This is a genomic window from Leclercia sp. Colony189 (assembly GCF_009740165.1).
Lineage (GTDB): Bacteria > Pseudomonadota > Gammaproteobacteria > Enterobacterales > Enterobacteriaceae > Enterobacter.
The window spans coordinates 3407394-3429955 of record NZ_CP046557.1 but is presented as its reverse complement, the minus strand read 5'-3'; the positions used below and the strand labels follow the sequence as shown (position 1 = coordinate 3429955).

21 protein-coding genes, 6 tRNA genes and 1 other RNA gene are annotated in these 22562 nt (G+C 54.7%); 14 read left to right on the top strand and 14 right to left on the bottom strand.

The window, feature by feature from the left end; translation table 11 throughout:
• Window positions 1–113: 113 nt before the first annotated feature.
• From GNG29_RS16340 to pdxK, 6 genes are all read left to right on the top strand, one after another.
• The gene (locus tag GNG29_RS16340) at window positions 114–1130 is read left to right on the top strand and encodes a sulfate ABC transporter substrate-binding protein (RefSeq protein ID WP_103180653.1); all 1017 of its coding nucleotides are present in this window, start codon (window positions 114–116) and stop codon (window positions 1128–1130) included.
• Window positions 1130–1963, top strand: coding sequence for a sulfate/thiosulfate ABC transporter permease CysT (gene cysT, locus GNG29_RS16335; protein ID WP_103180651.1), 834 nt, complete (start codon window positions 1130–1132; stop codon window positions 1961–1963). The genes GNG29_RS16340 and cysT overlap by 1 nt, the downstream gene beginning before the upstream one ends.
• Window positions 1963–2838, top strand: coding sequence for a sulfate/thiosulfate ABC transporter permease CysW (cysW, locus tag GNG29_RS16330; protein ID WP_103180649.1), 876 nt, complete (start codon window positions 1963–1965; stop codon window positions 2836–2838). The genes cysT and cysW overlap by 1 nt, the downstream gene beginning before the upstream one ends.
• Window positions 2828–3922 (top strand): sulfate/thiosulfate ABC transporter ATP-binding protein CysA, encoded by a 1095-nt coding sequence (gene cysA / locus GNG29_RS16325; protein ID WP_103180647.1) that lies wholly within the window; start codon window positions 2828–2830, stop codon window positions 3920–3922. Before cysW ends, cysA begins: the two co-directional genes overlap by 11 nt.
• A gap of 114 nt (window positions 3923–4036) precedes the next feature.
• Window positions 4037–4948: a cysteine synthase CysM gene (cysM, locus tag GNG29_RS16320; RefSeq protein ID WP_103180645.1), complete on the top strand. Its 912-nt coding sequence runs from the start codon at window positions 4037–4039 to the stop codon at window positions 4946–4948.
• A 5-nt stretch (window positions 4949–4953) separates the two neighbouring features.
• Window positions 4954–5790 carry a pyridoxine/pyridoxal/pyridoxamine kinase gene (pdxK, locus tag GNG29_RS16315; protein WP_156655003.1) on the top strand — a complete coding sequence of 279 codons (837 nt, stop codon included), beginning with the start codon at window positions 4954–4956 and terminating at the stop codon, window positions 5788–5790.
• Window positions 5791–5838: 48 nt separating this feature from the next.
• On the opposite strand, the gene crr is transcribed toward pdxK, so the two are convergent.
• From crr to cysZ, 5 genes are all read right to left on the bottom strand, one after another.
• Window positions 5839–6342, bottom strand: coding sequence for a PTS glucose transporter subunit IIA (gene crr / locus GNG29_RS16310; protein ID WP_039029658.1), 504 nt, complete (start codon window positions 6340–6342; stop codon window positions 5839–5841).
• Window positions 6343–6385: 43 nt separating this feature from the next.
• The gene (gene ptsI / locus GNG29_RS16305; RefSeq protein ID WP_103824678.1) at window positions 6386–8113 is read right to left on the bottom strand and encodes a phosphoenolpyruvate-protein phosphotransferase PtsI; all 1728 of its coding nucleotides are present in this window, start codon (window positions 8111–8113) and stop codon (window positions 6386–6388) included.
• A gap of 44 nt (window positions 8114–8157) precedes the next feature.
• Window positions 8158–8415, bottom strand: a complete 258-nt coding sequence (gene ptsH, locus GNG29_RS16300) for a phosphocarrier protein Hpr (RefSeq protein WP_000487600.1) — start codon at window positions 8413–8415, stop codon at window positions 8158–8160.
• 379 nt (window positions 8416–8794) lie between these two features.
• Window positions 8795–9766 (bottom strand): cysteine synthase A, encoded by a 972-nt coding sequence (gene cysK / locus GNG29_RS16295; protein ID WP_039029656.1) that lies wholly within the window; start codon window positions 9764–9766, stop codon window positions 8795–8797.
• Between the two features lie 154 nt (window positions 9767–9920).
• Window positions 9921–10682 (bottom strand): sulfate transporter CysZ, encoded by a 762-nt coding sequence (gene cysZ / locus GNG29_RS16290; RefSeq protein ID WP_103180640.1) that lies wholly within the window; start codon window positions 10680–10682, stop codon window positions 9921–9923.
• 230 nt (window positions 10683–10912) lie between these two features.
• On the opposite strand from cysZ, the gene zipA reads away from it, so the two are divergent.
• The 3 genes from zipA (at window position 10913) to GNG29_RS16275 (ending at window position 14227) form a co-directional block, all read left to right on the top strand.
• The gene (gene zipA, locus GNG29_RS16285) at window positions 10913–11926 is read left to right on the top strand and encodes a cell division protein ZipA (protein ID WP_103180639.1); all 1014 of its coding nucleotides are present in this window, start codon (window positions 10913–10915) and stop codon (window positions 11924–11926) included.
• Between the two features lie 68 nt (window positions 11927–11994).
• Window positions 11995–14010 (top strand): NAD-dependent DNA ligase LigA, encoded by a 2016-nt coding sequence (ligA, locus tag GNG29_RS16280; protein WP_103180637.1) that lies wholly within the window; start codon window positions 11995–11997, stop codon window positions 14008–14010.
• 1 nt (window position 14011) lies between these two features.
• Window positions 14012–14227, top strand: coding sequence for a DUF3820 family protein (locus GNG29_RS16275; protein WP_103180635.1), 216 nt, complete (start codon window positions 14012–14014; stop codon window positions 14225–14227).
• Here the strand turns inward: GNG29_RS16275 and GNG29_RS16270 are convergent.
• Entirely contained in the window at window positions 14224–15222 is a 999-nt protein-coding gene (locus GNG29_RS16270; RefSeq protein WP_156655001.1) for a bile acid:sodium symporter family protein, read from the bottom strand. The genes GNG29_RS16275 and GNG29_RS16270 overlap by 4 nt on opposite strands.
• Before the next feature lie 89 nt (window positions 15223–15311).
• Between GNG29_RS16270 and GNG29_RS16265 the strand changes: the two genes are divergently transcribed.
• Entirely contained in the window at window positions 15312–16247 is a 936-nt protein-coding gene (locus GNG29_RS16265; protein ID WP_103180632.1) for a LysR family transcriptional regulator, read from the top strand.
• Here the strand turns inward: GNG29_RS16265 and GNG29_RS16260 are convergent.
• From GNG29_RS16260 to GNG29_RS16235, 6 genes are all read right to left on the bottom strand, one after another.
• Window positions 16244–16585: a FlxA-like family protein gene (locus GNG29_RS16260; protein WP_103791325.1), complete on the bottom strand. Its 342-nt coding sequence runs from the start codon at window positions 16583–16585 to the stop codon at window positions 16244–16246. The two genes, GNG29_RS16265 and GNG29_RS16260, sit on opposite strands and share 4 nt — an antisense overlap.
• Before the next feature lie 132 nt (window positions 16586–16717).
• Window positions 16718–16842: non-coding RNA, RtT sRNA (locus tag GNG29_RS16255), on the bottom strand.
• A 29-nt stretch (window positions 16843–16871) separates the two neighbouring features.
• A tRNA-Lys gene (locus tag GNG29_RS16250) sits at window positions 16872–16947 on the bottom strand.
• A gap of 4 nt (window positions 16948–16951) precedes the next feature.
• Window positions 16952–17027, bottom strand: a tRNA-Val gene (locus GNG29_RS16245).
• 48 nt (window positions 17028–17075) lie between these two features.
• Window positions 17076–17151 (bottom strand) — tRNA-Val (locus tag GNG29_RS16240).
• A 44-nt stretch (window positions 17152–17195) separates the two neighbouring features.
• Window positions 17196–17271, bottom strand: a tRNA-Val gene (locus GNG29_RS16235).
• 257 nt (window positions 17272–17528) lie between these two features.
• Here GNG29_RS16235 and gltX point away from each other — a divergent pair.
• The gene (gltX, locus tag GNG29_RS16230) at window positions 17529–18944 is read left to right on the top strand and encodes a glutamate--tRNA ligase (protein ID WP_156655000.1); all 1416 of its coding nucleotides are present in this window, start codon (window positions 17529–17531) and stop codon (window positions 18942–18944) included.
• 42 nt (window positions 18945–18986) lie between these two features.
• Here the strand turns inward: gltX and GNG29_RS16225 are convergent, their stop codons facing one another.
• Entirely contained in the window at window positions 18987–19382 is a 396-nt protein-coding gene (locus GNG29_RS16225; RefSeq protein ID WP_103180628.1) for a YfeC-like transcriptional regulator, read from the bottom strand.
• Window position 19383: 1 nt separating this feature from the next.
• Window positions 19384–19743 carry a YfeC-like transcriptional regulator gene (locus GNG29_RS16220; protein ID WP_103180626.1) on the bottom strand — a complete coding sequence of 120 codons (360 nt, stop codon included), beginning with the start codon at window positions 19741–19743 and terminating at the stop codon, window positions 19384–19386.
• A 220-nt stretch (window positions 19744–19963) separates the two neighbouring features.
• Here GNG29_RS16220 and GNG29_RS16215 point away from each other — a divergent pair.
• The 3 genes from GNG29_RS16215 (at window position 19964) to GNG29_RS16205 (ending at window position 22551) form a co-directional block, all read left to right on the top strand.
• Window positions 19964–20039, top strand: a tRNA-Ala gene (locus GNG29_RS16215).
• 41 nt (window positions 20040–20080) lie between these two features.
• A tRNA-Ala gene (locus GNG29_RS16210) sits at window positions 20081–20156 on the top strand.
• A gap of 208 nt (window positions 20157–20364) precedes the next feature.
• The gene (locus GNG29_RS16205; RefSeq protein WP_156654998.1) at window positions 20365–22551 is read left to right on the top strand and encodes an EAL domain-containing protein; all 2187 of its coding nucleotides are present in this window, start codon (window positions 20365–20367) and stop codon (window positions 22549–22551) included.
• Window positions 22552–22562 lie beyond the last annotated feature (11 nt).

Genomic DNA, 22562 nt, shown 5'->3' with positions numbered 1-22562 from the left:
TTATTCCCTTTTCTGCTTCCAAATCACTAAACGGTATATAAAACCGTTACTCCTTTAGTACGCGTTATAAATATCATGACCCTGAGAAAAACATCACATCTTAAGGGTGCGCAATGGCCATTACTGTACTGAAAAAAGGATCTCTGGTGCTGGCAGCTTCAGTGTTGCTGGTCGCGCAGGCGCAGGCAACCGAGCTGCTGAACAGCTCCTATGATGTCTCGCGCGAGCTGTTTGCCGCCCTGAACCCGCCCTTCGAACAGCAGTGGGCGAAAGAGAATAACGGCGATAAGCTGACCATTAAGCAGTCTCATGCCGGCTCGTCGAAACAGGCGCTGGCCATTCTGCAGGGGCTGAAGGCCGATGTGGTCACCTATAACCAGGTCACTGATGTGCAGATCCTGCACGATAAAGGCAAGCTGATCCCGGCCAACTGGCAGAGCCGTCTGCCGAACAACAGCTCGCCGTTCTACTCAACCATGGGCTTCCTGGTACGTAAGGGCAACCCAAAGAACATCCACGACTGGAACGACCTGGTGCGTTCTGACGTGAAGCTGATCTTCCCGAACCCGAAAACCTCCGGCAACGCCCGTTACACTTACCTGGCCGCCTGGGGCGCCGCAGACAAAGCGGACGGCAACGATAAAGCCAAAACTGAACAGTTCATGACCCAGTTCCTGAAAAACGTTGAAGTGTTTGATACCGGCGGTCGCGGTGCCACCACCACCTTCGCGGAACGCGGTCTGGGCGATGTGCTGATCAGCTTTGAATCGGAAGTGAACAACATCCGTAAGCAGTACGAAGCCCAGGGCTTTGAAGTGGTTATCCCGAAAACCAACGTTCTGGCGGAGTTCCCGGTAGCGTGGGTGGATAAAAATATCGAAGCCAACGGCACGGAGAAGGCGGCAAAAGCCTATCTCAACTATCTCTACAGCCCGCAGGCGCAGACGGTGATCACCGATTACTACTATCGCGTGAATAACCCGGACGTGATGAACAAGCTGAAAGACAAATTCCCGCAGACCGAGCTGTTCCGCGTGGAAGAGCACTTTGGTGCCTGGCCTGAGGTGATGAAAACCCATTTCGCCAGCGGCGGTGAGTTAGACAAACTGTTGGCGGCGGGGCGTAAGTAATGTTTGCAGTTTCCTCCAGACGTGTGCTGCCGGGCTTTACCTTAAGCCTCGGGACCAGCCTGCTGTTCGTCTGTCTCATTTTGTTATTACCGCTCAGCGCGCTGGTGGTCCAGCTCTCTGAGATGAGCTGGTCCCAGTACTGGGAGGTGATCAGCAATCCGCAGGTGGTGGCGGCCTATAAAGTGACGCTGCTGTCGGCGTTTGTCGCCTCCCTGTTTAACGGCGTGTTCGGCCTGCTGATGGCGTGGATCTTAACTCGCTACCGTTTTCCGGGCCGCACGCTGCTGGATGCGCTGATGGATTTACCCTTCGCGCTGCCCACCGCGGTGGCGGGCCTGACTCTGGCCTCGCTGTTTTCCGTCAACGGTTTTTACGGCGAGTGGCTGGCGAAGTTTGATATCAAAGTGACCTATACCTGGCTCGGCATTGCGGTGGCGATGGCCTTTACCAGCATCCCGTTTGTGGTGCGAACCGTGCAGCCGGTACTGGAAGAGTTAGGCCCGGAATATGAAGAGGCGGCAGAAACGCTGGGCGCAACGCGCTGGCAGAGCTTCCGCAAGGTGGTACTGCCTGAGCTTTCTCCGGCCCTGCTGGCGGGCGTGGCGCTGTCGTTCACCCGCAGCCTCGGTGAGTTTGGCGCGGTGATTTTTATCGCCGGTAACATCGCGTGGAAAACCGAAGTGACCTCGCTGATGATTTTTGTTCGCCTGCAGGAGTTTGATTACCCGGCGGCGAGCGCCATTGCCTCGGTGATCCTGGCGGCATCGCTGCTGCTGCTGTTCTCGATTAACACTCTGCAAAGTCGCTTTGGTCGACGCGTGGTAGGTCACTGATGGCGGAAATCACTCAATTGAAACGCTACGACGCTCCCCGTATCAACTGGGGAAAATGGGTGCTGATTGGCACCGGCGTGCTGGTATCGGCCTTCATTCTGGTCGTGCCGATGGTCTATATCTTTGTCCAGGCGTTCAGTAAAGGGATTATGCCCGCGCTGCACAATCTGGCCGACCCGGACATGCTGCATGCCATCTGGCTGACGGTAATGATTGCGCTTATCACCGTGCCGGTGAACCTGGTGTTCGGTGTTCTGCTGGCCTGGCTGGTCACCCGCTTTAACTTCCCGGGCCGCCAGCTGCTGCTGACCCTGCTGGACATTCCATTTGCGGTTTCACCGGTGGTGGCCGGTCTGGTCTATCTGCTCTTCTACGGCTCCAACGGCCCGCTGGGCGGCTGGCTGGATGAGCATAACCTGCAGATCATGTTCGCCTGGCCGGGCATGGTGCTGGTTACGATATTTGTCACCTGTCCGTTTGTGGTACGTGAGCTGGTGCCGGTGATGTTAAGCCAGGGCAGCAACGAAGACGAAGCGGCGGTGCTGCTGGGCGCATCCGGCTGGCAGATGTTCCGCCGCGTCACCCTGCCGAATATCCGCTGGGCGCTGCTCTATGGCGTAGTGTTGACGAACGCCCGTGCAATTGGCGAGTTCGGGGCCGTTTCTGTTGTATCCGGCTCCATTCGCGGTGAAACCCTGTCGCTGCCGTTACAGATTGAACTGCTGCAGCAGGACTACAACACCATCGGCTCCTTTACCGCCGCAGCGTTGCTGACGCTGATGGCTATTTTGACCCTGTTTTTGAAGAGTGTGGTGCAGTGGCGTTTAGAGAATCAGGAAAAACGTCAGCATCAGGAGGGAAATCATGAGCATTGAGATTGCCAATATTAAGAAGTCTTTTGGTCGCACCCAGGTGCTGAATGATATCTCGCTGGATATCCCTTCCGGACAAATGGTGGCGCTGCTGGGGCCGTCTGGCTCCGGTAAAACCACGCTGCTGCGTATCATCGCCGGTCTCGAGCATCAGACCAGCGGGCACATCCGCTTCCACGGCACTGACGTGAGCCGCCTGCATGCCCGCGACCGTAAAGTGGGCTTTGTGTTCCAGCATTACGCCCTGTTCCGCCACATGACGGTGTTCGATAACATCGCCTTTGGCCTGACGGTGCTGCCGCGTCGTGAACGTCCGGACGCCGCCACCATCAAGGCGAAAGTTACCAAACTGCTGGAGATGGTGCAGCTGGCTCACCTGGCTGATCGTTATCCGGCGCAGCTCTCCGGCGGCCAGAAACAGCGTGTGGCCCTGGCGCGCGCCCTCGCCGTTGAGCCGCAAATCCTGCTGCTGGATGAACCCTTTGGCGCGCTGGATGCGCAGGTGCGTAAAGAGCTTCGCCGCTGGCTGCGTCAGCTGCATGAGGAGCTGAAATTCACCAGCGTCTTCGTGACCCACGATCAGGAAGAGGCGATGGAAGTGGCCGACCGGGTGGTGGTAATGAGCCAGGGGAATATCGAACAGGTTGATGAGCCTGAGCAGCTCTGGCGTGAACCGGCGACCCGCTTCGTGCTGGAGTTTATGGGTGAAGTGAACCGACTGCACGGCAATATCCGCGGCGGCCAGTTCCATGTCGGGGCCCACCGCTGGCCGCTGGGTTACACCCCTGGCTATCAGGGGCCGGTCGATCTCTTCCTGCGTCCGTGGGAAGTGGATGTCAGCCGTCGCACCAGTCTCGACTCGCCGCTGCCGGTCCAGGTGCTGGAAGCCAGCCCGAAAGGTCATTACACCCAACTGGTCGTCCAGCCGCTGGGCTGGTACAACGAACCGCTGACGGTGGTGATGCGCGACGAGGAGCCGCCGCACCGCGGTGAACGCCTGTTTGTCGGCCTGCAACATGCGCGCATTTACCATGATAAGGATCGCATCGAGACGCGGGGAGATCTTGCTCTGGCGGAATCTGCCTGATAGGTTAACGCCACGTAGTTTTGCCGGGTGGCGCTGCGCTTACCCGGCCTACGATATGCTCTGTGTAGGCCCGGTAAGCGTCAGCGCCACCGGGCTTTTTATTGGACAGCGGTCATGAACACATTAGAACAAACCATCGGCAACACCCCTCTGATCAAGCTGCAACGGATGGGGCCGGATAACGGCAGCGAAATCTGGATCAAACTGGAAGGCAACAACCCGGCGGGTTCGGTGAAGGATCGTGCCGCGCTGTCGATGATTGTCCAGGCGGAAAAGCGCGGTGAAATCAAGCCCGGCGATGTGCTGATCGAGGCGACCAGCGGGAACACCGGCATTGCGCTGGCCATGATCGCCGCCCTCAAAGGCTATCGCATGAAGCTGCTGATGCCGGACAACATGAGCCAGGAGCGCCGTGCCGCGATGCGGGCCTATGGTGCCGAGTTAATTCTGGTCAGTAAAGAGCAGGGTATGGAGGGGGCTCGCGATCTGGCCCTTGAGATGGCGAACCGGGGCGAAGGTAAGCTGCTGGATCAATTCAACAACCCCGATAACCCCTATGCCCATTACACCACCACCGGCCCGGAGATCTGGCAGCAGACCGAAGGCCGCATCACCCATTTTGTCTCCAGCATGGGAACCACGGGCACCATCACCGGCGTCTCCCGTTTTCTGCGTGAGCAGGAAAAAGCGGTCACCATTGTTGGCCTGCAACCGGAAGAGGGGAGCAGCATCCCGGGTATTCGCCGCTGGCCTGCGGAGTACATGCCGGGCATTTTTAATGCTCAGCTTGTGGACCAGGTGCTGGATATTCACCAGCGCGAGGCGGAAAATACCATGCGTGAACTGGCCGTGCGCGAAGGTGTCTTTTGCGGCGTCAGTTCAGGAGGCGCGGTAGCGGGCGCCCTGCGCATTGCACAGGCGGTGCCGGGCGCGGTGGTGGTGGCGATCGTCTGCGATCGCGGCGATCGCTATCTCTCTACCGGCGTGTTTGGTGAAGAGAGCTATGCGCAGGGCGCAGGGATCTAAAGGCGATGGAGATGATTTTATTCCGGGATAAAACCCGGGCGCAGCAGAGCGATATTGTGGCGGTTCAGTCGCAGGTGGTGTACGGCAGCGTGGGTAACAGCATTGCGGTGCCTAATATTCGCCAGCATCGCCTCAACGTGACGGCGATACCAACCGTGCTGTTCAGTAATACCCCCCACTACGACACCTTTTACGGTGGGGTGATCCCCGACGAGTGGTTCAGCGGCTACCTGCAGGCGCTGGAAGAGCGGGACATTTTGCGGGAGCTGAAAGCGGTCACCACCGGCTACATGGGCAGCGCCAGCCAGATTATCCTGCTGGCGAACTGGCTGCGCACGATTAAGGCACAGCATCCGAATCTCTTTATCCTGGTGGACCCGGTCATTGGCGACACCGACAGCGGAACCTACGTTAAACCCGAAATCCCGGAAGCCTACCGTCAGCATCTGCTGCCGCTGGCGCAGGGGATTACGCCCAATGTCTACGAGCTGGAAGTGCTCAGTGGCAAATCGTGTCGGGATAACGCCAGCGCCATTGCCGCGGCAAAAGGGCTACTTTCTGATACGCTGCAGTGGGTAGCGATTACCAGCGCCCCGGTGGCCGGTGACGCTGACGCTATTCATGTGGTGTTGGTATCCCATGACGAGGTGACAATCAGCACCCATCCCCGCGTCAACGTCGATCTTAAAGGTACTGGCGATCTGTTCTGTTCAGAGCTTGTCAGCGCGCTGGTGCAGAATGAGAGTGTGGCGGCGGCGATAAACCGGGCAGGGGAGAGGGTGACGCAGGTCATGCAGTACACTCAGGAAAAAGGGTACGACGAGCTGGTTTTACCCCTCTGACAAACAAAAATGGCGCCCGAAGGCGCCATTTTTCTGTGCGGTCAAAAATTACTTTTTGATGCGGATAACCGGGGTTTCACCCACGGTGACGCTGCCGGACAGTTTAATCAGCTCTTTGATTTCGTCCATGTTGGAGATAACAACCGGCGTCAGGGTAGACTTGGCTTTCTCTTCCAGCAGTGGCAGATCGAATTCAATCACCGGATCGCCAACTTTAACGCGCTGGCCTTCTTCAGCGATACGCTTGAAGCCTTCGCCTTTCAGTTCAACAGTGTCGATACCGAAGTGAACGAACAGCTCAATACCGCTATCGGATTCGATAGAGAATGCATGGTTGGTTTCAAAAATCTTACCAATCGTGCCGTCAACCGGTGCAACCATTTTGTTACCGGTTGGTTTGATAGCAATGCCATCACCAACGATTTTCTCAGCAAATACGACATCTGGCACGTCTTCGATGTTGACGATCTCACCAGACAGCGGAGCAACAATCTCAATAGTTCCGGTGTCGTTATTGCCTTTGTCACCGAATAGTTTACTAAATAAACCCATTAGACTTCTCTCCTAAGCAGTAATTTGGGCCGCATCTCGTGGATTAGCAGATTGTTTTTTCTTCAATGAACTTGTTAACCAGCGTCATTAACTCGTCCGTTGTCGGTTGAGCAAGAGCCTGCTCTGCTAACACCTTCGCATCTTCGAAGTTCGTGTTACGGATAATCTTCTTGATGCGCGGGATGGAAATGGCGCTCATAGAGAATTCGTCCAGACCCATACCCAGCAACAGAAGTGTAGCACGTTCATCGCCTGCAAGCTCACCACACATGCCTGTCCACTTACCTTCTGCATGAGAAGCATCAATAACTTGCTTGATCAAGTTCAGTACGGACGGGGACATTGGCTGGTAAAGATGTGAAATCATATCATTACCACGGTCAACTGCCAGGGTGTACTGGGTTAAATCGTTGGTACCAATACTAAAGAAGTCCACTTCTTTGGCTAAATGACGGGCAATCGTCGCGGCAGCAGGGGTTTCTACCATCACGCCAACTTCGATAGCTTCGTCGAATGCTTTACCTTCGTCGCGCAGTTCCTGTTTGAAGATTTCGATCTCTTTCTTCAGTGAACGCACCTCTTCAACAGAGATGATCATCGGGAACATGATGCGCAGTTTACCGAAAGCGGAGGCGCGCAGGATAGCGCGGACCTGGTCGCGCAGGATCTCTTTACGATCCATTGCGATACGCACGGCACGCCAGCCCAGGAACGGGTTCTCTTCTTTCGGGAAGTTCATGTACGGCAGCTCTTTGTCGCCGCCGATGTCCATGGTACGGACGATAACGGCCTGGGAGCCACAGGCTTCAGCAACCGCTTTATAGGCAGCGAACTGCTCTTCTTCGGTTGGCAGGGCGTCACGGTCCATGAACAGGAATTCAGTACGATAGAGACCGACACCTTCCGCGCCGTTGCGCTCAGCGCCATCGACGTCGCGTACGGTACCGATGTTTGCGCACACTTCTACCTGATGACCATCCAGCGTAATAGCAGGCAGATCTTTCAGCTTAGCGAGTTCCGCTTTTTCAGTCGCAACCTGCTCCTGAACGGTACGCAGTTTTTCGATCTCTTCGTTAGTTGGGTTGACGTAAACCACGTTGTTTACGGCATCCAGAATCAGATAATCGTCGTTTTTCACCTGTGCGGTCACGCTACCGGTACCCACGATGGCTGGCAGCTCCAGAGAACGCGCCATGATAGAGGTGTGGGAGGTACGGCCACCCGCGTCGGTGATGAAACCCAGCACCTTGTTCAGGTTCAGCTGTGCGGTTTCTGACGGGGTCAGGTCGGCAGCAACCAGGATGACTTCATCCTGAATCGCGCTCAGATCGATAATGGCAAGGCCAAGGATGTTGCGCAGCAGGCGCTTACCGATATCACGCACGTCAGCCGCGCGTTCTTTCAGGTATTCATCGTCCAGCTCTTCCAGGGCAGATGCCTGACCTTCGATAACTTCATGCGCAGCGGCATCCGCTGTCATGCCTTTATCTTTAATCAGGGCTATGATTTCCTGCTCAAGCTCCTCATCTTCGAGCAACATAATGTGCCCTTCGAAGATGGCTTCTTTTTCTTCACCGAAAGTTTCGCCAGCTTTAGTTTTGATCGCTTCCAGTTGCGCAGATGCTTTTGCACGGCCACTCAGAAAACGTTCAACTTCCTGATTTACCTTATCAGCAGAAATTTTTTTCCGGTCGATGACGATCTCGTCTTCTTTCAACAGAAGTGCTTTGCCGAAAGCGATACCCGGGGATGCTAAAATGCCTGAAATCATAACCCTACCTTACTTGTGACTGATATTTAAAAGAACCCGGATACTTACTCGAGCTCAGCCATCAGTTTAACCAGATGCTCAACTGCTTTCTGCTCGTCTTCGCCTTCCGCGGAGATGGTCACAACGGTGCCCTGAGTCAGACCCAGAGTCTGCAGTTTGAACAGGCTTTTTGCGCTTGCGCTTTTGCCGTTGGAAGTCACAGTGATCTCAGAAGTGAAGCCTTTTGCTTCTTTAACAAACTGAGCAGCAGGGCGGGTGTGCAGACCGTTCGGAGCGGTAATGGTAACTTCTTGCTGGAACATTGTATTTCCCCAACTTATTGGTTTAGTGTTGTGGAACTAAAGTCTAGCCTGGCGGCAGGACTTTAGCCTGTATTGTTAGCACCGGCTTAACGGCACGAGGCACAAATGTGTCAAACGTATTCCGGCACTGGCATGTCAGGCTGCTGACGTCTCGCTCGACATTAAACATTATGCCGCGAAAGCAAGACTTGAACCAAATCATAAAATCGATTCAGCAGCGCGAATTCCTGGATCGATTAATTTCGTGCTTCAAAATAATTGTCAGCTTAAATACCAGAGCCAACGGGGTTGAGCAATGCCGGAAGAGATAAAAGTTTGAAGCAGGCCACAAAAAAGCACCCAGTTGGGTGCTTTTTTACGCGATATTTACATTCTGGCACTACTGTTGCAGTTCTTTTTCAGTGAAGAGATCGGCAAACAGGGCAGTACTTAAATAACGCTCACCCGACGATGGAAGAATAACCACGATGTTCTTATTGGTAAAGGTTTCATCCTCGAGTAATTTCAACGCGGCGGCTACGGCAGCACCGGAGGAGATACCCGCCAGAATACCCTCTTCTTCCATCAGGCGGCGCGCGGTAGAAATGGCTTCATCGTTGGTGATAGCCACAACTTTATCAATCAGTTTCAGATCCAGGTTGCCCGGAATAAAGCCCGCGCCGATACCCTGAATCTTATGCGGGCCCGGCTTCAGTTCTTCTCCGGCCAGCGCCTGGGCAATGACTGGAGAGTCGGTTGGCTCAACGGCAACGGTAATAAGGTCTTTTTTACCTTTTGTACCTTTAATATAACGGCTCACGCCCGTCAGCGTACCGCCGGTACCCACACCAGAGATAAAGACATCAACCTGACCGTCGGTATCTTCCCAGATCTCCGGACCGGTGGTCTTCTCGTGGATTTCCGGGTTAGCCGGGTTGCTGAACTGCTGCAGCAGCAGGTATTTAGCCGGATCGCTGGCCACAATTTCTTCTGCTTTCTGAATAGCGCCTTTCATGCCTTTTGCGCCTTCGGTTAAGACCAGATTTGCGCCCAGGGCCTTCAGCAGTTTACGACGCTCAATACTCATGGTTTCTGGCATGGTCAGCGTCAGCTTATAACCGCGCGCGGCGGCAACGTAGGCCAGCGCGATACCGGTGTTACCGCTGGTTGGTTCAACCAGCTCAACGCCCGGTTTCAGTACGCCACGCTTTTCCGCATCCCAAATCATGTTGGCACCGATACGGCATTTTACGCTGAAGCTTGGGTTACGAGATTCTACCTTCGCCAGGATGCGTCCATTACCGATACGGTTCAGTCGAACCAGGGGCGTGTGACCGATAGTCAGCGAGTTATCTTCAAAAATCTTACTCATGGCCTGTCCTTAACTGTTTGAAATTGGGATACCGTCCCAGCATACCTGTTGCATAGGTAGGGGGAAGTAAGGAAATCGCATATCTATATGCTGCATAGAAATAATGGGGATCAGTATGGAATAAGGGGCGGCATAAGCCACCCCTCTTTTTAACTTATTTCCACAAAGCGTGTTTGTCGCGATAACAATCCACCCACATCGCCGTCGCGCCGCACACCGCTACCGGCATGATGAAAAGGTTAAGGAACGGAATCATGGTGAACAGGCTGGTCAGCGCGCCAAACTGCATATTGGCCATCTTACGGCTGCGCAGGGCGGTGCGCATCTCTTTGAAGGGCACCTTATGGTTATCAAAGGGATAGTCGCAATACTGGATGGCCAGCATCCACGCACTGAACAGGAACCAGAGTACCGGCGCTACGGTCTGTCCGATGCCGGGAATAAAATAGAGGAGCAGCAGCACGATGGCGCGGGGCAGATACCATGCCAGCTTTTGCCATTCGCGTTTCATAATGCGCGGCAGATCTTTCATGATCCCCAGCACGCCGGTGTCCGGCGGCGTGGCGCCCGTCAGCCGCGCTTCCAGCTGTTCGGCGAGCAGACCGTTAAAGGGCGCGGCGATCCAGTTGGCGAGCGTCGAGAAAAAGTAGCCAAACACCAGCAGCACCGAAACGATCGCAATCGGCCATAGTAGATAGCTCAGCCATTGCAGCCAGTCGGGGACATGGCTCATGAGCGCCGGGATCCAGCTGTCCAGACGGGTAAAGAGCCACCAGAAGGCGCCCCCCATCAGCAGAACGTTGATCAGCAGAGGCAGGATCACAAAGCGTCTGATGCCGGGCAGGGAAACCAGTTTCCAGCCCTGCGAAAAGTACCAGACGCCGCTGCGTGAAGGGGAAGATGTCGATGAAACCATAACCAGGTTGAGCTCCTTTTATCACAACCAGTGAAATTGCCTGCCTATATTAGCCAGTTGCGGCACGTTGACCAGTTCGGAAATGTTCGAAAAAACAGCAAAAAGCACGATTTAACTCATCTTTATGCTGCGAATGCTCTGCACGCACTTGCACTTGACGTAATCGGCAAATACTCTTAGTGAGTAAATGTTTGCCGTGGTGGCAAGGTGTTAGAACAACAGAGAATATAATGATGCAGGATTTGCGTCTGATATTAATCATTGTTGGCGCGATCGCCATAATCGCTTTACTGGTACATGGTTTCTGGACCAGCCGTAAAGAGCGCTCTTCTATGTTTCGCGATCGCCCACTGAAGCGCATGAAGTCTACCCGTGACGACGATAGCGATGAGGATATCGACGACATGGAAGATGAGGGTGTGGGTGAAGTACGCGTTCATCGGGCCAATACTGCGCCCGGCGCAGGCCATGGGGAGCATGAAGCGCCTCGTCAGCCTCCGCAGCATCAGTACCAGCCGCCTTACGCATCTGCACAGCCACGTCCCGCTGCGCCGCAACCCGTGGCCGAACCGGTACGCCAGCCGCAGCCGCAGCAGCATGAACCTGTGCGACAGCAGCCCGTGCCGCAGCAGCATGAACCTGTGCGTCAGCAGCCGGTGCCGCAGCCGCAATATGCCGCGCAGCCTGAACCACAGCCGCAGCCACAACCTGTCGTACAGCAGGCGCCGCAGCCTGTTGCGCCAGCGCCGCAACCAGCCCCAGCGCCGGTTTCAGAGCCGGAGCCGGTTGTCGAGGCCGCGCCAGTAGCTGAAAAACCACAGCGTAAAGAGACGGTGATTGTCATGAGCGTTGCGGCTCACCAGGGCACCACCCTGAATGGCGATGTGCTGCTTAACAGCATTCATCAGGCGGGCTTTAAATTTGGCGATATGAATATCTTCCATCGCCACCTCAGCCCTGACGGCAGCGGCCCTTCGCTGTTCAGCCTGGCGAATATGGTTAATCCGGGAACCTTCGATCCGGAGATGACCGGCGATTTCACGACGCCGGGCATTACCATCTTTATGCAGGTGCCCTCGTATGGCGATGAACTGCAAAACTTTAAGCTGATGCTGCAGTCCGCTCAGCATATTGCCGATGAAGTGGGCGGTATGGTGCTCGACGATCAGCGTCGAATGATGACGCCGCAGAAACTGCGCGAATATCAGGACCGCATCCGCGAAGTGAAAGAAGCTAACGCGTAAACATTCGCGTTTGTTTCACACCTCCTCAACCCCCGCCTGTCGGGGGTTTTTCTCATTAATGGTGCGACATGGACTCAATCGAACAACAACTCACCGAACTGCGAACCACGCTTCGCCACCATGAATATCTCTATCATGTGATGGATGCGCCGGAAGTGCCGGACGCGGAGTATGACCGTCTGATGCGTGAGCTGCGCGAGCTTGAAGCGCAGCACCCCGAGTTAATCACACCGGACTCGCCAACTCAGCGCGTCGGGGCGGCACCGCTGGCCTTTTTCAGCCAGGTCCGTCATGAAGTGCCGATGCTGTCGCTGGATAACGTCTTTGATGAAGAGAGCTTCCTCGCCTTCAACAAACGCGTCCAGGATCGCCTGAAGCATACCGATGCCCTGAGCTGGTGCTGCGAGCTGAAGCTGGATGGGCTGGCCGTCAGCATTCTGTACGAAAATGGCGTGATGATCCGCGCGGCCACCCGCGGCGATGGCACCACTGGCGAGGACATTACCGCCAATGTGCGTACCATCCGCGCCATTCCGCTCAAATTACATGGCGAGAACATTCCGGCACGTCTCGAAGTGCGCGGCGAAGTTTTCCTGCCCCAGGCGGGATTTGAAAAAATCAACGAAGAGGCGCGTCGTACCGGCGGCAAAATCTTCGCTAACCCCCGCAATGCCGCCGCCGGATCGCTGCGCCAGCTTGACCCGCGTATTACCGCGAAGCGCCCGCTAACGTTCTTCTGCTATGGGGTCGGCATCCTGGAAGGGGGCGAGCTGCCTGATACCCATCTGGGCCGTTTGCTGCAGTTTAAAGCCTGGGGGCTGCCGGTCAGCAACCGGGTGCAGCTGTGCGACTCGCCGGAGGCCGTGCTGGCGTTTTATCGTCAGGTCGAAGCCAATCGTCCGACGCTGGGCTTCGATATCGACGGGGTGGTGATCAAAGTCAACTCTCTCGCGCTGCAGGAACAGCTTGGCTTTGTTGCCCGTGCGCCGCGCTGGGCGGTAGCCTTTAAGTTCCCGGCGCAGGAGCAGATGACCTTTGTGCGCGACGTTGAGTTCCAGGTGGGCCGTACCGGGGCGATAACGCCGGTGGCGCGTCTGGAGCCGGTTCAGGTGGCCGGGGTACTGGTCAGCAATGCAACCCTGCACAACGCCGATGAGATCGACCGGCTGGGGCTGCGAATTGGCGATAAAGTGGTGATCCGCCGTGCCGGGGATGTGATCCCGCAGGTGGTGAACGTAGTGGAATCAGAGCGTCCTGACGATACGCGCCCCGTTGAGTTCCCGACCCACTGTCCGGTGTGCGGGTCCGACGTTGAGCGCGTCGAAGGAGAGGCCGTAGCCCGCTGTACCGGCGGTTTAGTCTGCGGTGCCCAGCGCAAAGAGTCCCTGAAACATTTCGTCTCCCGCCGGGCGATGGATGTTGACGGTATGGGCGACAAAATTATCGACCAACTGGTAGAGAAAGAGTATGTCCATACGCCAGCCGATCTGTTCCGCCTGACGCCCGGTAAGCTGACCGGGCTGGATCGCATGGGGCCTAAATCTGCCCAGAATGTGGCCGACGCGCTGGAAAAGGCCAAAGAGACCACCTTTGCCCGTTTCCTCTACGCACTGGGGATCCGTGAAGTGGGCGAGGCGACGGCGGCGGGGCTGGCGGGCTATTTCGGTACGCTGGAGGCGCTGGAAAAGGCGACGATCGACGAACTGCAAAAGGTGCCGGACGTTGGCATCGTGGTTGCTACCCACGTCTTTAACTTCTTCTCGGAAGAGAGCAACCGCGACGTTATCGGCCAGCTGCTTAACGAAGGGATTCGCTGGCCTGCGCCGGTGGCGATCAACGCCGACGAGATCGACAGCCCGTTTGCCGGCAAAACCGTGGTGCTGACCGGCAGCCTGAGCCAGCTTTCACGCGATGATGCTAAAGCGCGTCTGACGGCGCTGGGGGCGAAGGTGGCCGGCAGCGTGTCGAAGAAAACCGACCTGGTGATTGCCGGTGAAGCGGCGGGCTCTAAACTTGCCAAAGCGCAGGAGCTGGGCATTACGGTCATCGACGAAGCCGAAATGCTACGTCTGTTGGGAGAGTAACGTGGATAAAGCGCAGCTTATTGAGATTGCCAACACCGAAATGCCGTTCGGCAAGTATAAAGGCCGTCGGCTGATTGACTTGCCGGAAGAGTATTTGCTGTGGTTTGCCCGTAAGGATGAATTTCCTGCCGGGCATCTGGGTGAGCTGATGGCCTTAACGTTGCTGATTAAAACCGAAGGGCTGACCCAGCTGGTTCAGCCCCTGAGACGTCCTTAAACTTTTGCCGCGCGGGCCTGCTCCCGGGCCTGCAACTCATCGGTCTGGCGACGGTAGCGACGCGCCAGCACCGCACAGATCATCAGCTGCAGCTGGTGGAAGATCATCAGCGGCAGCACCATCATCCCAACCACCGAGGCTGGAAACAGTATATTGGCCATCGGGATGCCGTTAGCCAGGCTCTTTTTCGAGCCACAGAAGACAATGGTGATTTCGTCAGCTTTGTTAAACCCAAAGCGGCGGGCGGCAAAGACGTTGATGGCAATGATAATCGCCAGTAGCACCAGGCTGACCACCACGATAAACAGCAGCGATCCGACTCCAACCTTATGCCAGATGCCATGCACCACGGCTTCGCTGAACGCAGAATAGACCACCAGCAAAATCGATGACTGATCGGTTTTGGCGATCCACTTCTTATGTTTCGCCACAAATGCCCCGGTCCAGGGGCGGGAAAGATGTCCCAGCACAAACGGCAGCAGCAGCTGCAGCATGATTTTGCCCACCTGCTCCAGACTGCCCTCCGCGCCATGTATATTCATCACCAGCCCCACCAGCAGCGGCGAAAGGAAAATTCCCAACAGGCTGGAGGCGGAGGCTGAACAGACCGCAGCCGCCACGTTGCCGCCCGCCATGGAGGTAAAGGCGATGGCCGACTGCACCGTAGCTGGCAAAATGCAGAGATAGAGGAAACCGGTATAGAGCGCCGGGTCGACGTTGACCGGTGCCCACCAGGCAAACAGCACGCCCAGGACCGGGAAAACAACAAAGGTGCTGCACATTACCCACAGGTGCAGTCGCCAGTGACTGCCGCCCGCGATAATCGCTTCACGGGAGAGTTTTGCCCCATGCATAAAGAACAGCAGGGCGATGGCGGCAGTGGTTAAGCCTTCAAAGAAGGGGACAAAACCGCCGCGAGCCGGGAAGAAGGAGGCGAGCAGAACCACGACGATAAGAATAAGGGTGAACGGATCAAGAATGCGCAAAAGTTTCATAAATACTCCTGAAAACAGATAACGCTATTGTGCTTAACTCCGTTTGAGAAATAAAATTGATTTATTGCATCAATTTATGAGTAAAACAGATGAATTACTCTCTGCGGCAACTTCGTATATTTGTTACCGTCGCGCAGGCGAAAAGTTTCAGCCGCGCGGGGACGATGATCGGCCTGAGCCAGTCGGCGGTGAGCCATAGCGTGAAAGAGCTGGAGTTACAGACCGGCGTGCGGCTTATCGACCGCACCACCCGTGAGGTGGTGTTAACAGAGGCGGGGCAACAGCTGGCCGCGCGTCTGGAAAGATTGCTGGATGAACTTACCAGCACGCTACGGGATGCAGGCAGAGTAGGGCAACAGCTCTCCGGAACAGTAAGGGTTGCCGCCAGCCAGACCATTTCGGCGCATTTAATTCCACACTGTATCGCGCAAAGTAATCATCAGTATCCGGATATCAATTTTGTGCTCCATGACCGGCCGCAGCAGTGGGTTCTGGAGAGCATCCGCCTGGGAGAGGTGGATTTCGGTATCGTTATCGATCCGGGGCCGGTTAGCGATCTGGAGTGTGAAGAGGTGCTCTCTGAGCCTTTCTTATTGCTGTGCCGTGACGACGATCCCCTTGCTGCTCTGGAGGAGGTGACGTGGCAGTCGCTTCAGGGTGCCAAACTGGTGTTACAGGATTACGCCTCTGGCAGTCGGCCACTCATTGATGCGGCTCTGGCAGAGCAGCAGGTAAGGGCGACGATTGTGCAGGAGATTGGTCATCCCGCCACGCTCTTTCCAATGGTGGAAGCCGGAATCGGAATTAGCGTGCTGCCCGCGCTGGCGCTCCCGTTGCCGCAGGGGAGTCGACTGACGGTAAAACGTTTCACTCCAATCATCGAACGGAAGCTGATGCTGGTTCGTCGAAAGAATCGCTCACTTTCGGGGGCCGCCCAGGCATTGTGGGAAGTGGTACGCATGCAGGCGAAGCGGCTGACGCAGGCCCGCATACGCGATCCGCTTTTTAACCCAGAAAACCGTTAAACGTAGATATCAATCTGGTGTTCAGCGGAAGGGGAGTTAACGCCTTCCACTTTAGCCTGCTGTTTATCCTGCTTCTGCTGAGCTTCTTCTGCCTGGCGGCGCTGCAACTGCTGGAGCTGAGCCTGCAACATTTTGATTTGGTTCTGCAGCAGCTCCTGCTGCTTTTTTTTCTCTTCCGCCGAGCCGCTGCCGTTGGCGACCTCTTTCAGCTGTTTGGTCAGTTTAGTGATTTGTGAGGTGAGGCGGCTGATTTGCGACGCAAGGTCATTGCCGGCGGAACTGCTGCTGCCGCTGCTTTGGGTTTGTACGGACGGGGTGGATGTCTGAATGGTTGTCATGACGATAGTCTCTTGCCTAAAAAAGAGATATCGGCAGAAAATTGAAGGGCTTGAGAATAGCTACCTGAAGAGGTAGTAAGCGCATTAATATCGCAGATAGCAAAAAGGCGCCTTTAGGGCGCCTTTTTACATTGGTGGGTCGTGCAGGATGACTCGCTTCGCTCGCCCTTCGGGCCGTCGCCGCAGGCGGCTCCGTTGACTCACTGCGTTCGTCCCGAACCTGCGCAGGTTCGAATCGTTAATATCGCATATAGCAAAAAGGCGCCTTTAGGGCGCCTTTTTACATTGGTGGGTCGTGCAGGATTCGAACCTGCGACCAATTGATTAAAAGTCAACTGCTCTACCAACTGAGCTAACGACCCGAAGTGGTGGGTGATGACGGGATCGAACCGCCGACCCCCTCCTTGTAAGGGAGGTGCTCTCCCAGCTGAGCTAATCACCCACTTCGGTACTTCATTTACTACTGCAAGAAATCCAGCTGGCGAGAAAGTGGTGGGTGATGACGGGATCGAACCGCCGACCCCCTCCTTGTAAGGGAGGTGCTCTCCCAGCTGAGCTAATCACCCACTTCTCAATTTCTTGCTACACGGCGGAGACTACATAAAGTAGTTGGTGGGTGATGACGGGTTCGAACCGCCGACCCCCTCCTTGTAAGGGAGGTGCTCTCCCAGCTGAGCTAATCACCCCCGCTGTGTGGAGTCGCATTATAGGGAGAGTTGAAAATGAGTCAACGCCTTTTCTTAAGATTTTGTTCGTTCGTCGTAAAATTAAACAAAACGATCGCAAAACCGCCTGTGGTGCATGATTTCTAAACAAAAACGGCTACAGAGAACGATCTGACAGTAACAAGATTGAGGAATCAGGCTGGAGTGATAGAATATTGCCCACTTTAGTTTCCAGGATATGCCGGTTGTCGGCATCTTTATCACTGTAAGGCCACTTCATGAAAATCAAAACTCGCTTCGCGCCAAGCCCGACAGGCTACCTGCACGTCGGCGGTGCGCGTACTGCTCTCTATTCCTGGCTGTTTGCTCGCAACCAGGGCGGTGAGTTTGTGCTGCGTATCGAAGATACCGATCTCGAACGCTCCACGCCGGAAGCAATCGAAGCCATTATGGATGGTATGAACTGGCTCAATCTGGATTGGGACGAAGGCCCCTATTTCCAGACTAAACGTTTTGATCGCTACAACGCCGTAATTGATGACATGCTTGAAGCGGGCACTGCATATAAGTGCTACTGCTCGAAAGAGCGCCTGGAAGCGCTGCGTGAAGAGCAGATGGCGAATAACGAAAAACCACGTTACGACGGTTGCTGCCGCCATGACCATTCACATCACGCTGCGGATGAACCGTGCGTAGTGCGTTTCGCTAACCCGCAGGAAGGTTCAGTCATTTTTGACGATCAGATCCGCGGCCCGATCGAATTCAGCAACCAGGAGCTGGACGATCTGATTATCCGCCGTACCGATGGTTCACCAACCTATAACTTCTGCGTCGTGGTGGATGACTGGGATATGGCGATCACCCACGTGGTGCGTGGCGAAGACCATATCAACAACACCCCACGTCAGATCAACATCCTTAAAGCGCTGAATGCGCCGGTACCGGTTTACGCCCACGTCTCTATGATCAACGGTGACGACGGTAAAAAACTGTCTAAACGCCACGGTGCAGTCAGCGTCATGCAGTACCGTGACGACGGCTACCTGCCGGAAGCGCTGCTGAACTACCTGGTGCGTCTGGGCTGGTCCCATGGCGATCAGGAGATCTTTAGCCGCGAAGAGATGATCCAGCTCTTCTCCCTGAGTGCGGTGGGTAAGTCTGCAAGTGCGTTCAATACCGATAAACTGCTGTGGCTGAACCACCACTACATCAATACCCTGCCGCCAGAGTATGTTGCGACCCAGCTGCAGTGGCACATTGAGCAGGCAAATATTGATACCCGCAACGGTCCACAGCTTGCCGATTTGATCAAACTGCTGGGTGAACGCTGTAAGACCCTGAAAGAGATCGCGGAAAACTGCCGCTACTTCTATGAGGAGTATGACGAGTTTGATGCTGATGCGGCGAAGAAGCACCTGCGTCCGGTTGCGCGTCAGCCGCTGGAAGTGGTTCGCGACAAGCTGGCAGCCATTACCGACTGGAGCGCTGAGAATGTGCATCATGCCATTCAGGCGACAGCGGATGAGCTGGAAGTCGGTATGGGTAAAGTGGGTATGCCGCTGCGTGTGGCGGTCACCGGTGCGGGTCAGTCTCCGGCACTGGACGTTACCGTACACGCCATTGGCAAAACCCGTAGCGTGGCGCGCATCAACAGAGCGCTGGCGTTTATTGCTGAACGCGAAAGCCAGCAGTAACCAGAACGTAAAAAATAAAACGGCAGGTTTCCCTGCCGTTTTTTATTGCGCTGACTGATGAATGTTCAGCCGCACCAGAAAACCCTCTATTCCCTCGCGCGCCAGCAAAACGGCCAGCCGCTCCTGCTCAGGTGGGGTCATCTTCTCCAGTGCATCCGTAATCTGCCGCAGCACGGCAACGGGTTGCCCATTACCATAGCTGGCCGAGGTCTCCGCCAACTGAAAGAGGGCCTGCCGTTTACGAATGGCGGGGATGTTCATGATGTGCTCGCGTACCTGCGCATCTATATGAATCAGGCGCGCCCGCCCACCTTTTACGCCGTTAATGCCTTCCGTTTTCCAGCCATTATTGCGCACCCAACGGTTGACGGTTTGCCTGGCGACGCCCAGCGTTTCCGCAAGCTCCTCGGTGGTCATTTTGCTACGTAATCTTTTCATATCAGTTCTGATCGCGGATCCCTAAACGTTGTAACAAACCGGTAATCCCTTCCCGGAGTAATAAAGAGGTCAATTGTTTCTGCTCTGTGGGTGTCATTTCATTGGCCAGCGTAATCAGCAGGGCCTGTAGCGAGTTCTCAGGGTAGATCTCCGGCGATGCGGCCACATCCGGGGCTCTGCGTGCGTTGCGGATAAACTCCCGAACTTTCTCATTCACATGGACCAGACGTGCTTTACCGCCCTGGACGCCGGGTTTTGGCGATGTGGACCAACCCTCTTTCCGCACCCACTTATTGATGGTCTGTCGGCTATAGCCAGTGAGTCGGGCCAACTCTTCTGGCGTCATTCGTTCCTTGATCATGCAATTTCCTGAGTAAGAGTGTGGTTAATTAGTGAGTCATTTTATAACACCCTTTTACTGGAAAACGTGACAAGATTAACTCATGGCTGCGAGCACTCTCGCAATGTGATTCATTTGCATGAATTTTCAGCGATTGAACCAGAGTGTGAGAATTTGCCGTTGACACTCAGCAATGGAATTCATATGATGCCGCCCGTCAACACGACACGCTTTACGCGATGGGGCTATAGCTCAGCTGGGAGAGCGCTTGCATGGCATGCAAGAGGTCAGCGGTTCGATCCCGCTTAGCTCCACCAAACTCTGAACCCAACAGAGTCTGGTGCGTAAAGAATACTGTGGGGCTATAGCTCAGCTGGGAGAGCGCTTGCATGGCATGCAAGAGGTCAGCGGTTCGATCCCGCTTAGCTCCACCAAAATATTAACCCTCGCCAGACGGCGGGGGTTTTTTTATGCCCGCGATACCGTTTCCTGTCTCTCCTCGTAATTCTGTAAATAAATCTTATTCAGGTTTACTCCTGAGCAGGAAATGCTATTTCCTGGACCTTAAGTTGAATCACCTGCATAAAGAAATTATTATTATTGTGAATTTAATAACGCCAGATAAACTGTTTAATAAAATTAATGAATATTAAGTTTACTATTGACGTAAAGCGCTTCTCGCTCGCTCTGGTGTTATGTCTGGTTGTCATTCCTTTCTCCCGCCTTATTTCACCGAAGTCTGTTATTGATGGTTTTGAAGTTTATCTGGCATGGATGCCGCTGAGCGTCATGCTGGCGATGATACTCTTATTTGGTCGTCAGGCTATTCTTCCAATCATCATCAGTTTTGCCATCATTAACGAATGGAATTTAGATTTAACGCCAGGGCAGGTTGCTATCTTATTATTTTGTCAGGTATTTAGTACGCTGGTGGTCTGTGGGATCCTGCGATGGCAACTTGGAACGTGCTGGCGTTATCACGTACCCAATCGCTTTATCGGCGCGCGCATTTTCTGGCTGGGATTTATCCTGCCGCTAGCCACCAAACTCTCAATGTATCTGGCCGGTTATTTATGTGATTTTCCGATTACCCTTGCGAATTTCTCCGACCGCGGCTCGGTTATTTACCATATAGTCGATATTCAAAGCCTGATTTGTGCGGTTCTGATTTTTACCATGCTGTTCTATTATCCCTTAAGGATGATTATCAATCCCCATTATGCGCGCGCTTTCTGGCGGCGCAATATTCATAATTCATTTTCATTTCGCAACAGGTTATTTACATCCGCATTACTTCTCACGCTTGTTGCTTTCCTTTTGCTGCTCTGTGTACCTTTTACCTCCGATATCATTGCAGGCTACCTGGTTCCCGTCATATTCATTTTATTCACCTTAGGGGTCAGTCGATTTCGCTATCCTTTCATCGCGTTGGGCTGGGCGCTAAGCGCTTTGCTGCTGCTTACCTACAACAGCAATTTTCTACAGGGCGTACAGAACGGTTATTCACTGGCGTTTGTGCTGTCGGTGCTGATCTCCTTCGCAATTTGTCTGGCTTATATGTCCCGCATTTTTCAGCGCAGTCAATGGCTCAAACGTGGCTGGCAGGAGAGGGCGCTGGTCGATCCATTAACCGGGCTGCGTAATCTGCGCGCGCTGGAATGCTTTATGAAGGGCAACAGGGATATCACCCTGTGCTGTTTACGCATGGACAACCTGGAGTTTCTGAGCCGTCATTACGGCCTGATGATGCGCGTGCAGTGTAAACGGGACATTATTCGCCAGCTGCAGCCGTTGCTGATGGTCAACGAACAGGTTTTTCAAATCCCGGGTAATGAGCTGGTGGTGGTGCTTAGCGGCCCGGAAACCGGAGCGCGCCTGCAGCACATTACTGATTATCTCAACAGCCGCAAAATTTACTGGAACAATATCGGCATGGATATTGAGTTTGGCGGCGCCTGGGGCGGTGTGGAATCTAACGGGGGTGAGAGCCTGTACCACACGCTGGGCCAGCTAAGCTGGCTGGCAGAAAAGGCCTGCTCGGCGAATCAGGTTCTGTCGTTGAATAACAGCTTTGAGACGGTTTCGGGCCAGACGACGGAGCGTGTGCTGATGCTGAGCCGGATCAAACGCGCTCTGGATGAGGGGGGGCTGCGTCTGTATGCACAACCCATTCAGAGAGCCGATGGCGTGGGCTACCATGAAATCCTCTCGCGACTGGAGAGCGAGGGCGAACTCCTTACGCCCGACAGATTTCTGCCCCTGGTGGCGCAATTTAACCTGAGCCGACGCTTCGATATCAGCGTGGTTGAAGCACTGCTGGTATGGCTGCAGGATCATCCTGCACAGGGGTGCTGCGCGCGTTTCTCGGTGAATCTGATGCCGTTAACGCTGATGCAAAAAGAGGTTGCGTCAGAGATCATTGCACTGTTTGAACGCTACAGCGTGAAGCCGCAGACGGTTATTATTGAGGTGACCGAAGAGCAGGCGTTCTCCAATTCGGAAGTCAGTATCGCTAACATTCAGCAGCTGCGTCAGTATGGCTTTAAAATTGCTATCGACGACTTCGGTACCGGGTACGCCAATTACGAACGACTCAAGCGCCTGCAGGCGGATATCATCAAGATCGACGGCTGCTTTGTGAAGGATATTTGCAGCGACAGCATGGATGCGATGATTGTGAAATCCATCTGTAACCTGGCAAAGACCCGGTCGCTGTGCGTGGTGGCGGAGTTTGTCGAAACGGAAGCGCAGCGGGAAAAGTTGCTCGCCTCGGGAGTGGACTATTTACAGGGATATCTGATCGGCAAACCGCAACCGCTCACTGAATGACAGACGAAAAA

What these genes read in the sequence shown, in the direction of transcription:
- GNG29_RS16340 (WP_103180653.1), top strand. Translation starts at nt 114, where the DNA reads ATGGCCATTACTGTACTGAAAAAAGGATCTCTGGTGCTGGCAGCTTCA.
- cysT (WP_103180651.1), top strand. Translation starts at nt 1,130, where the DNA reads ATGTTTGCAGTTTCCTCCAGACGTGTGCTGCCGGGCTTTACCTTAAGC.
- cysW (WP_103180649.1), top strand. Translation starts at nt 1,963, where the DNA reads ATGGCGGAAATCACTCAATTGAAACGCTACGACGCTCCCCGTATCAAC.
- cysA (WP_103180647.1), top strand. Translation starts at nt 2,828, where the DNA reads ATGAGCATTGAGATTGCCAATATTAAGAAGTCTTTTGGTCGCACCCAG.
- cysM (WP_103180645.1), top strand. Translation starts at nt 4,037, where the DNA reads ATGAACACATTAGAACAAACCATCGGCAACACCCCTCTGATCAAGCTG.
- pdxK (WP_156655003.1), top strand. Translation starts at nt 4,954, where the DNA reads ATGGAGATGATTTTATTCCGGGATAAAACCCGGGCGCAGCAGAGCGAT.
- crr (WP_039029658.1), bottom strand. Translation starts at nt 6,342, where the DNA reads ATGGGTTTATTTAGTAAACTATTCGGTGACAAAGGCAATAACGACACC.
- ptsI (WP_103824678.1), bottom strand. Translation starts at nt 8,113, where the DNA reads ATGATTTCAGGCATTTTAGCATCCCCGGGTATCGCTTTCGGCAAAGCA.
- ptsH (WP_000487600.1), bottom strand. Translation starts at nt 8,415, where the DNA reads ATGTTCCAGCAAGAAGTTACCATTACCGCTCCGAACGGTCTGCACACC.
- cysK (WP_039029656.1), bottom strand. Translation starts at nt 9,766, where the DNA reads ATGAGTAAGATTTTTGAAGATAACTCGCTGACTATCGGTCACACGCCC.
- cysZ (WP_103180640.1), bottom strand. Translation starts at nt 10,682, where the DNA reads ATGGTTTCATCGACATCTTCCCCTTCACGCAGCGGCGTCTGGTACTTT.
- zipA (WP_103180639.1), top strand. Translation starts at nt 10,913, where the DNA reads ATGATGCAGGATTTGCGTCTGATATTAATCATTGTTGGCGCGATCGCC.
- ligA (WP_103180637.1), top strand. Translation starts at nt 11,995, where the DNA reads ATGGACTCAATCGAACAACAACTCACCGAACTGCGAACCACGCTTCGC.
- GNG29_RS16270 (WP_156655001.1), bottom strand. Translation starts at nt 15,222, where the DNA reads ATGAAACTTTTGCGCATTCTTGATCCGTTCACCCTTATTCTTATCGTC.
- GNG29_RS16265 (WP_103180632.1), top strand. Translation starts at nt 15,312, where the DNA reads ATGAATTACTCTCTGCGGCAACTTCGTATATTTGTTACCGTCGCGCAG.
- GNG29_RS16260 (WP_103791325.1), bottom strand. Translation starts at nt 16,585, where the DNA reads ATGACAACCATTCAGACATCCACCCCGTCCGTACAAACCCAAAGCAGC.
- gltX (WP_156655000.1), top strand. Translation starts at nt 17,529, where the DNA reads ATGAAAATCAAAACTCGCTTCGCGCCAAGCCCGACAGGCTACCTGCAC.
- GNG29_RS16225 (WP_103180628.1), bottom strand. Translation starts at nt 19,382, where the DNA reads ATGAAAAGATTACGTAGCAAAATGACCACCGAGGAGCTTGCGGAAACG.
- GNG29_RS16220 (WP_103180626.1), bottom strand. Translation starts at nt 19,743, where the DNA reads ATGATCAAGGAACGAATGACGCCAGAAGAGTTGGCCCGACTCACTGGC.
- GNG29_RS16205 (WP_156654998.1), top strand. Translation starts at nt 20,365, where the DNA reads ATGAATATTAAGTTTACTATTGACGTAAAGCGCTTCTCGCTCGCTCTG.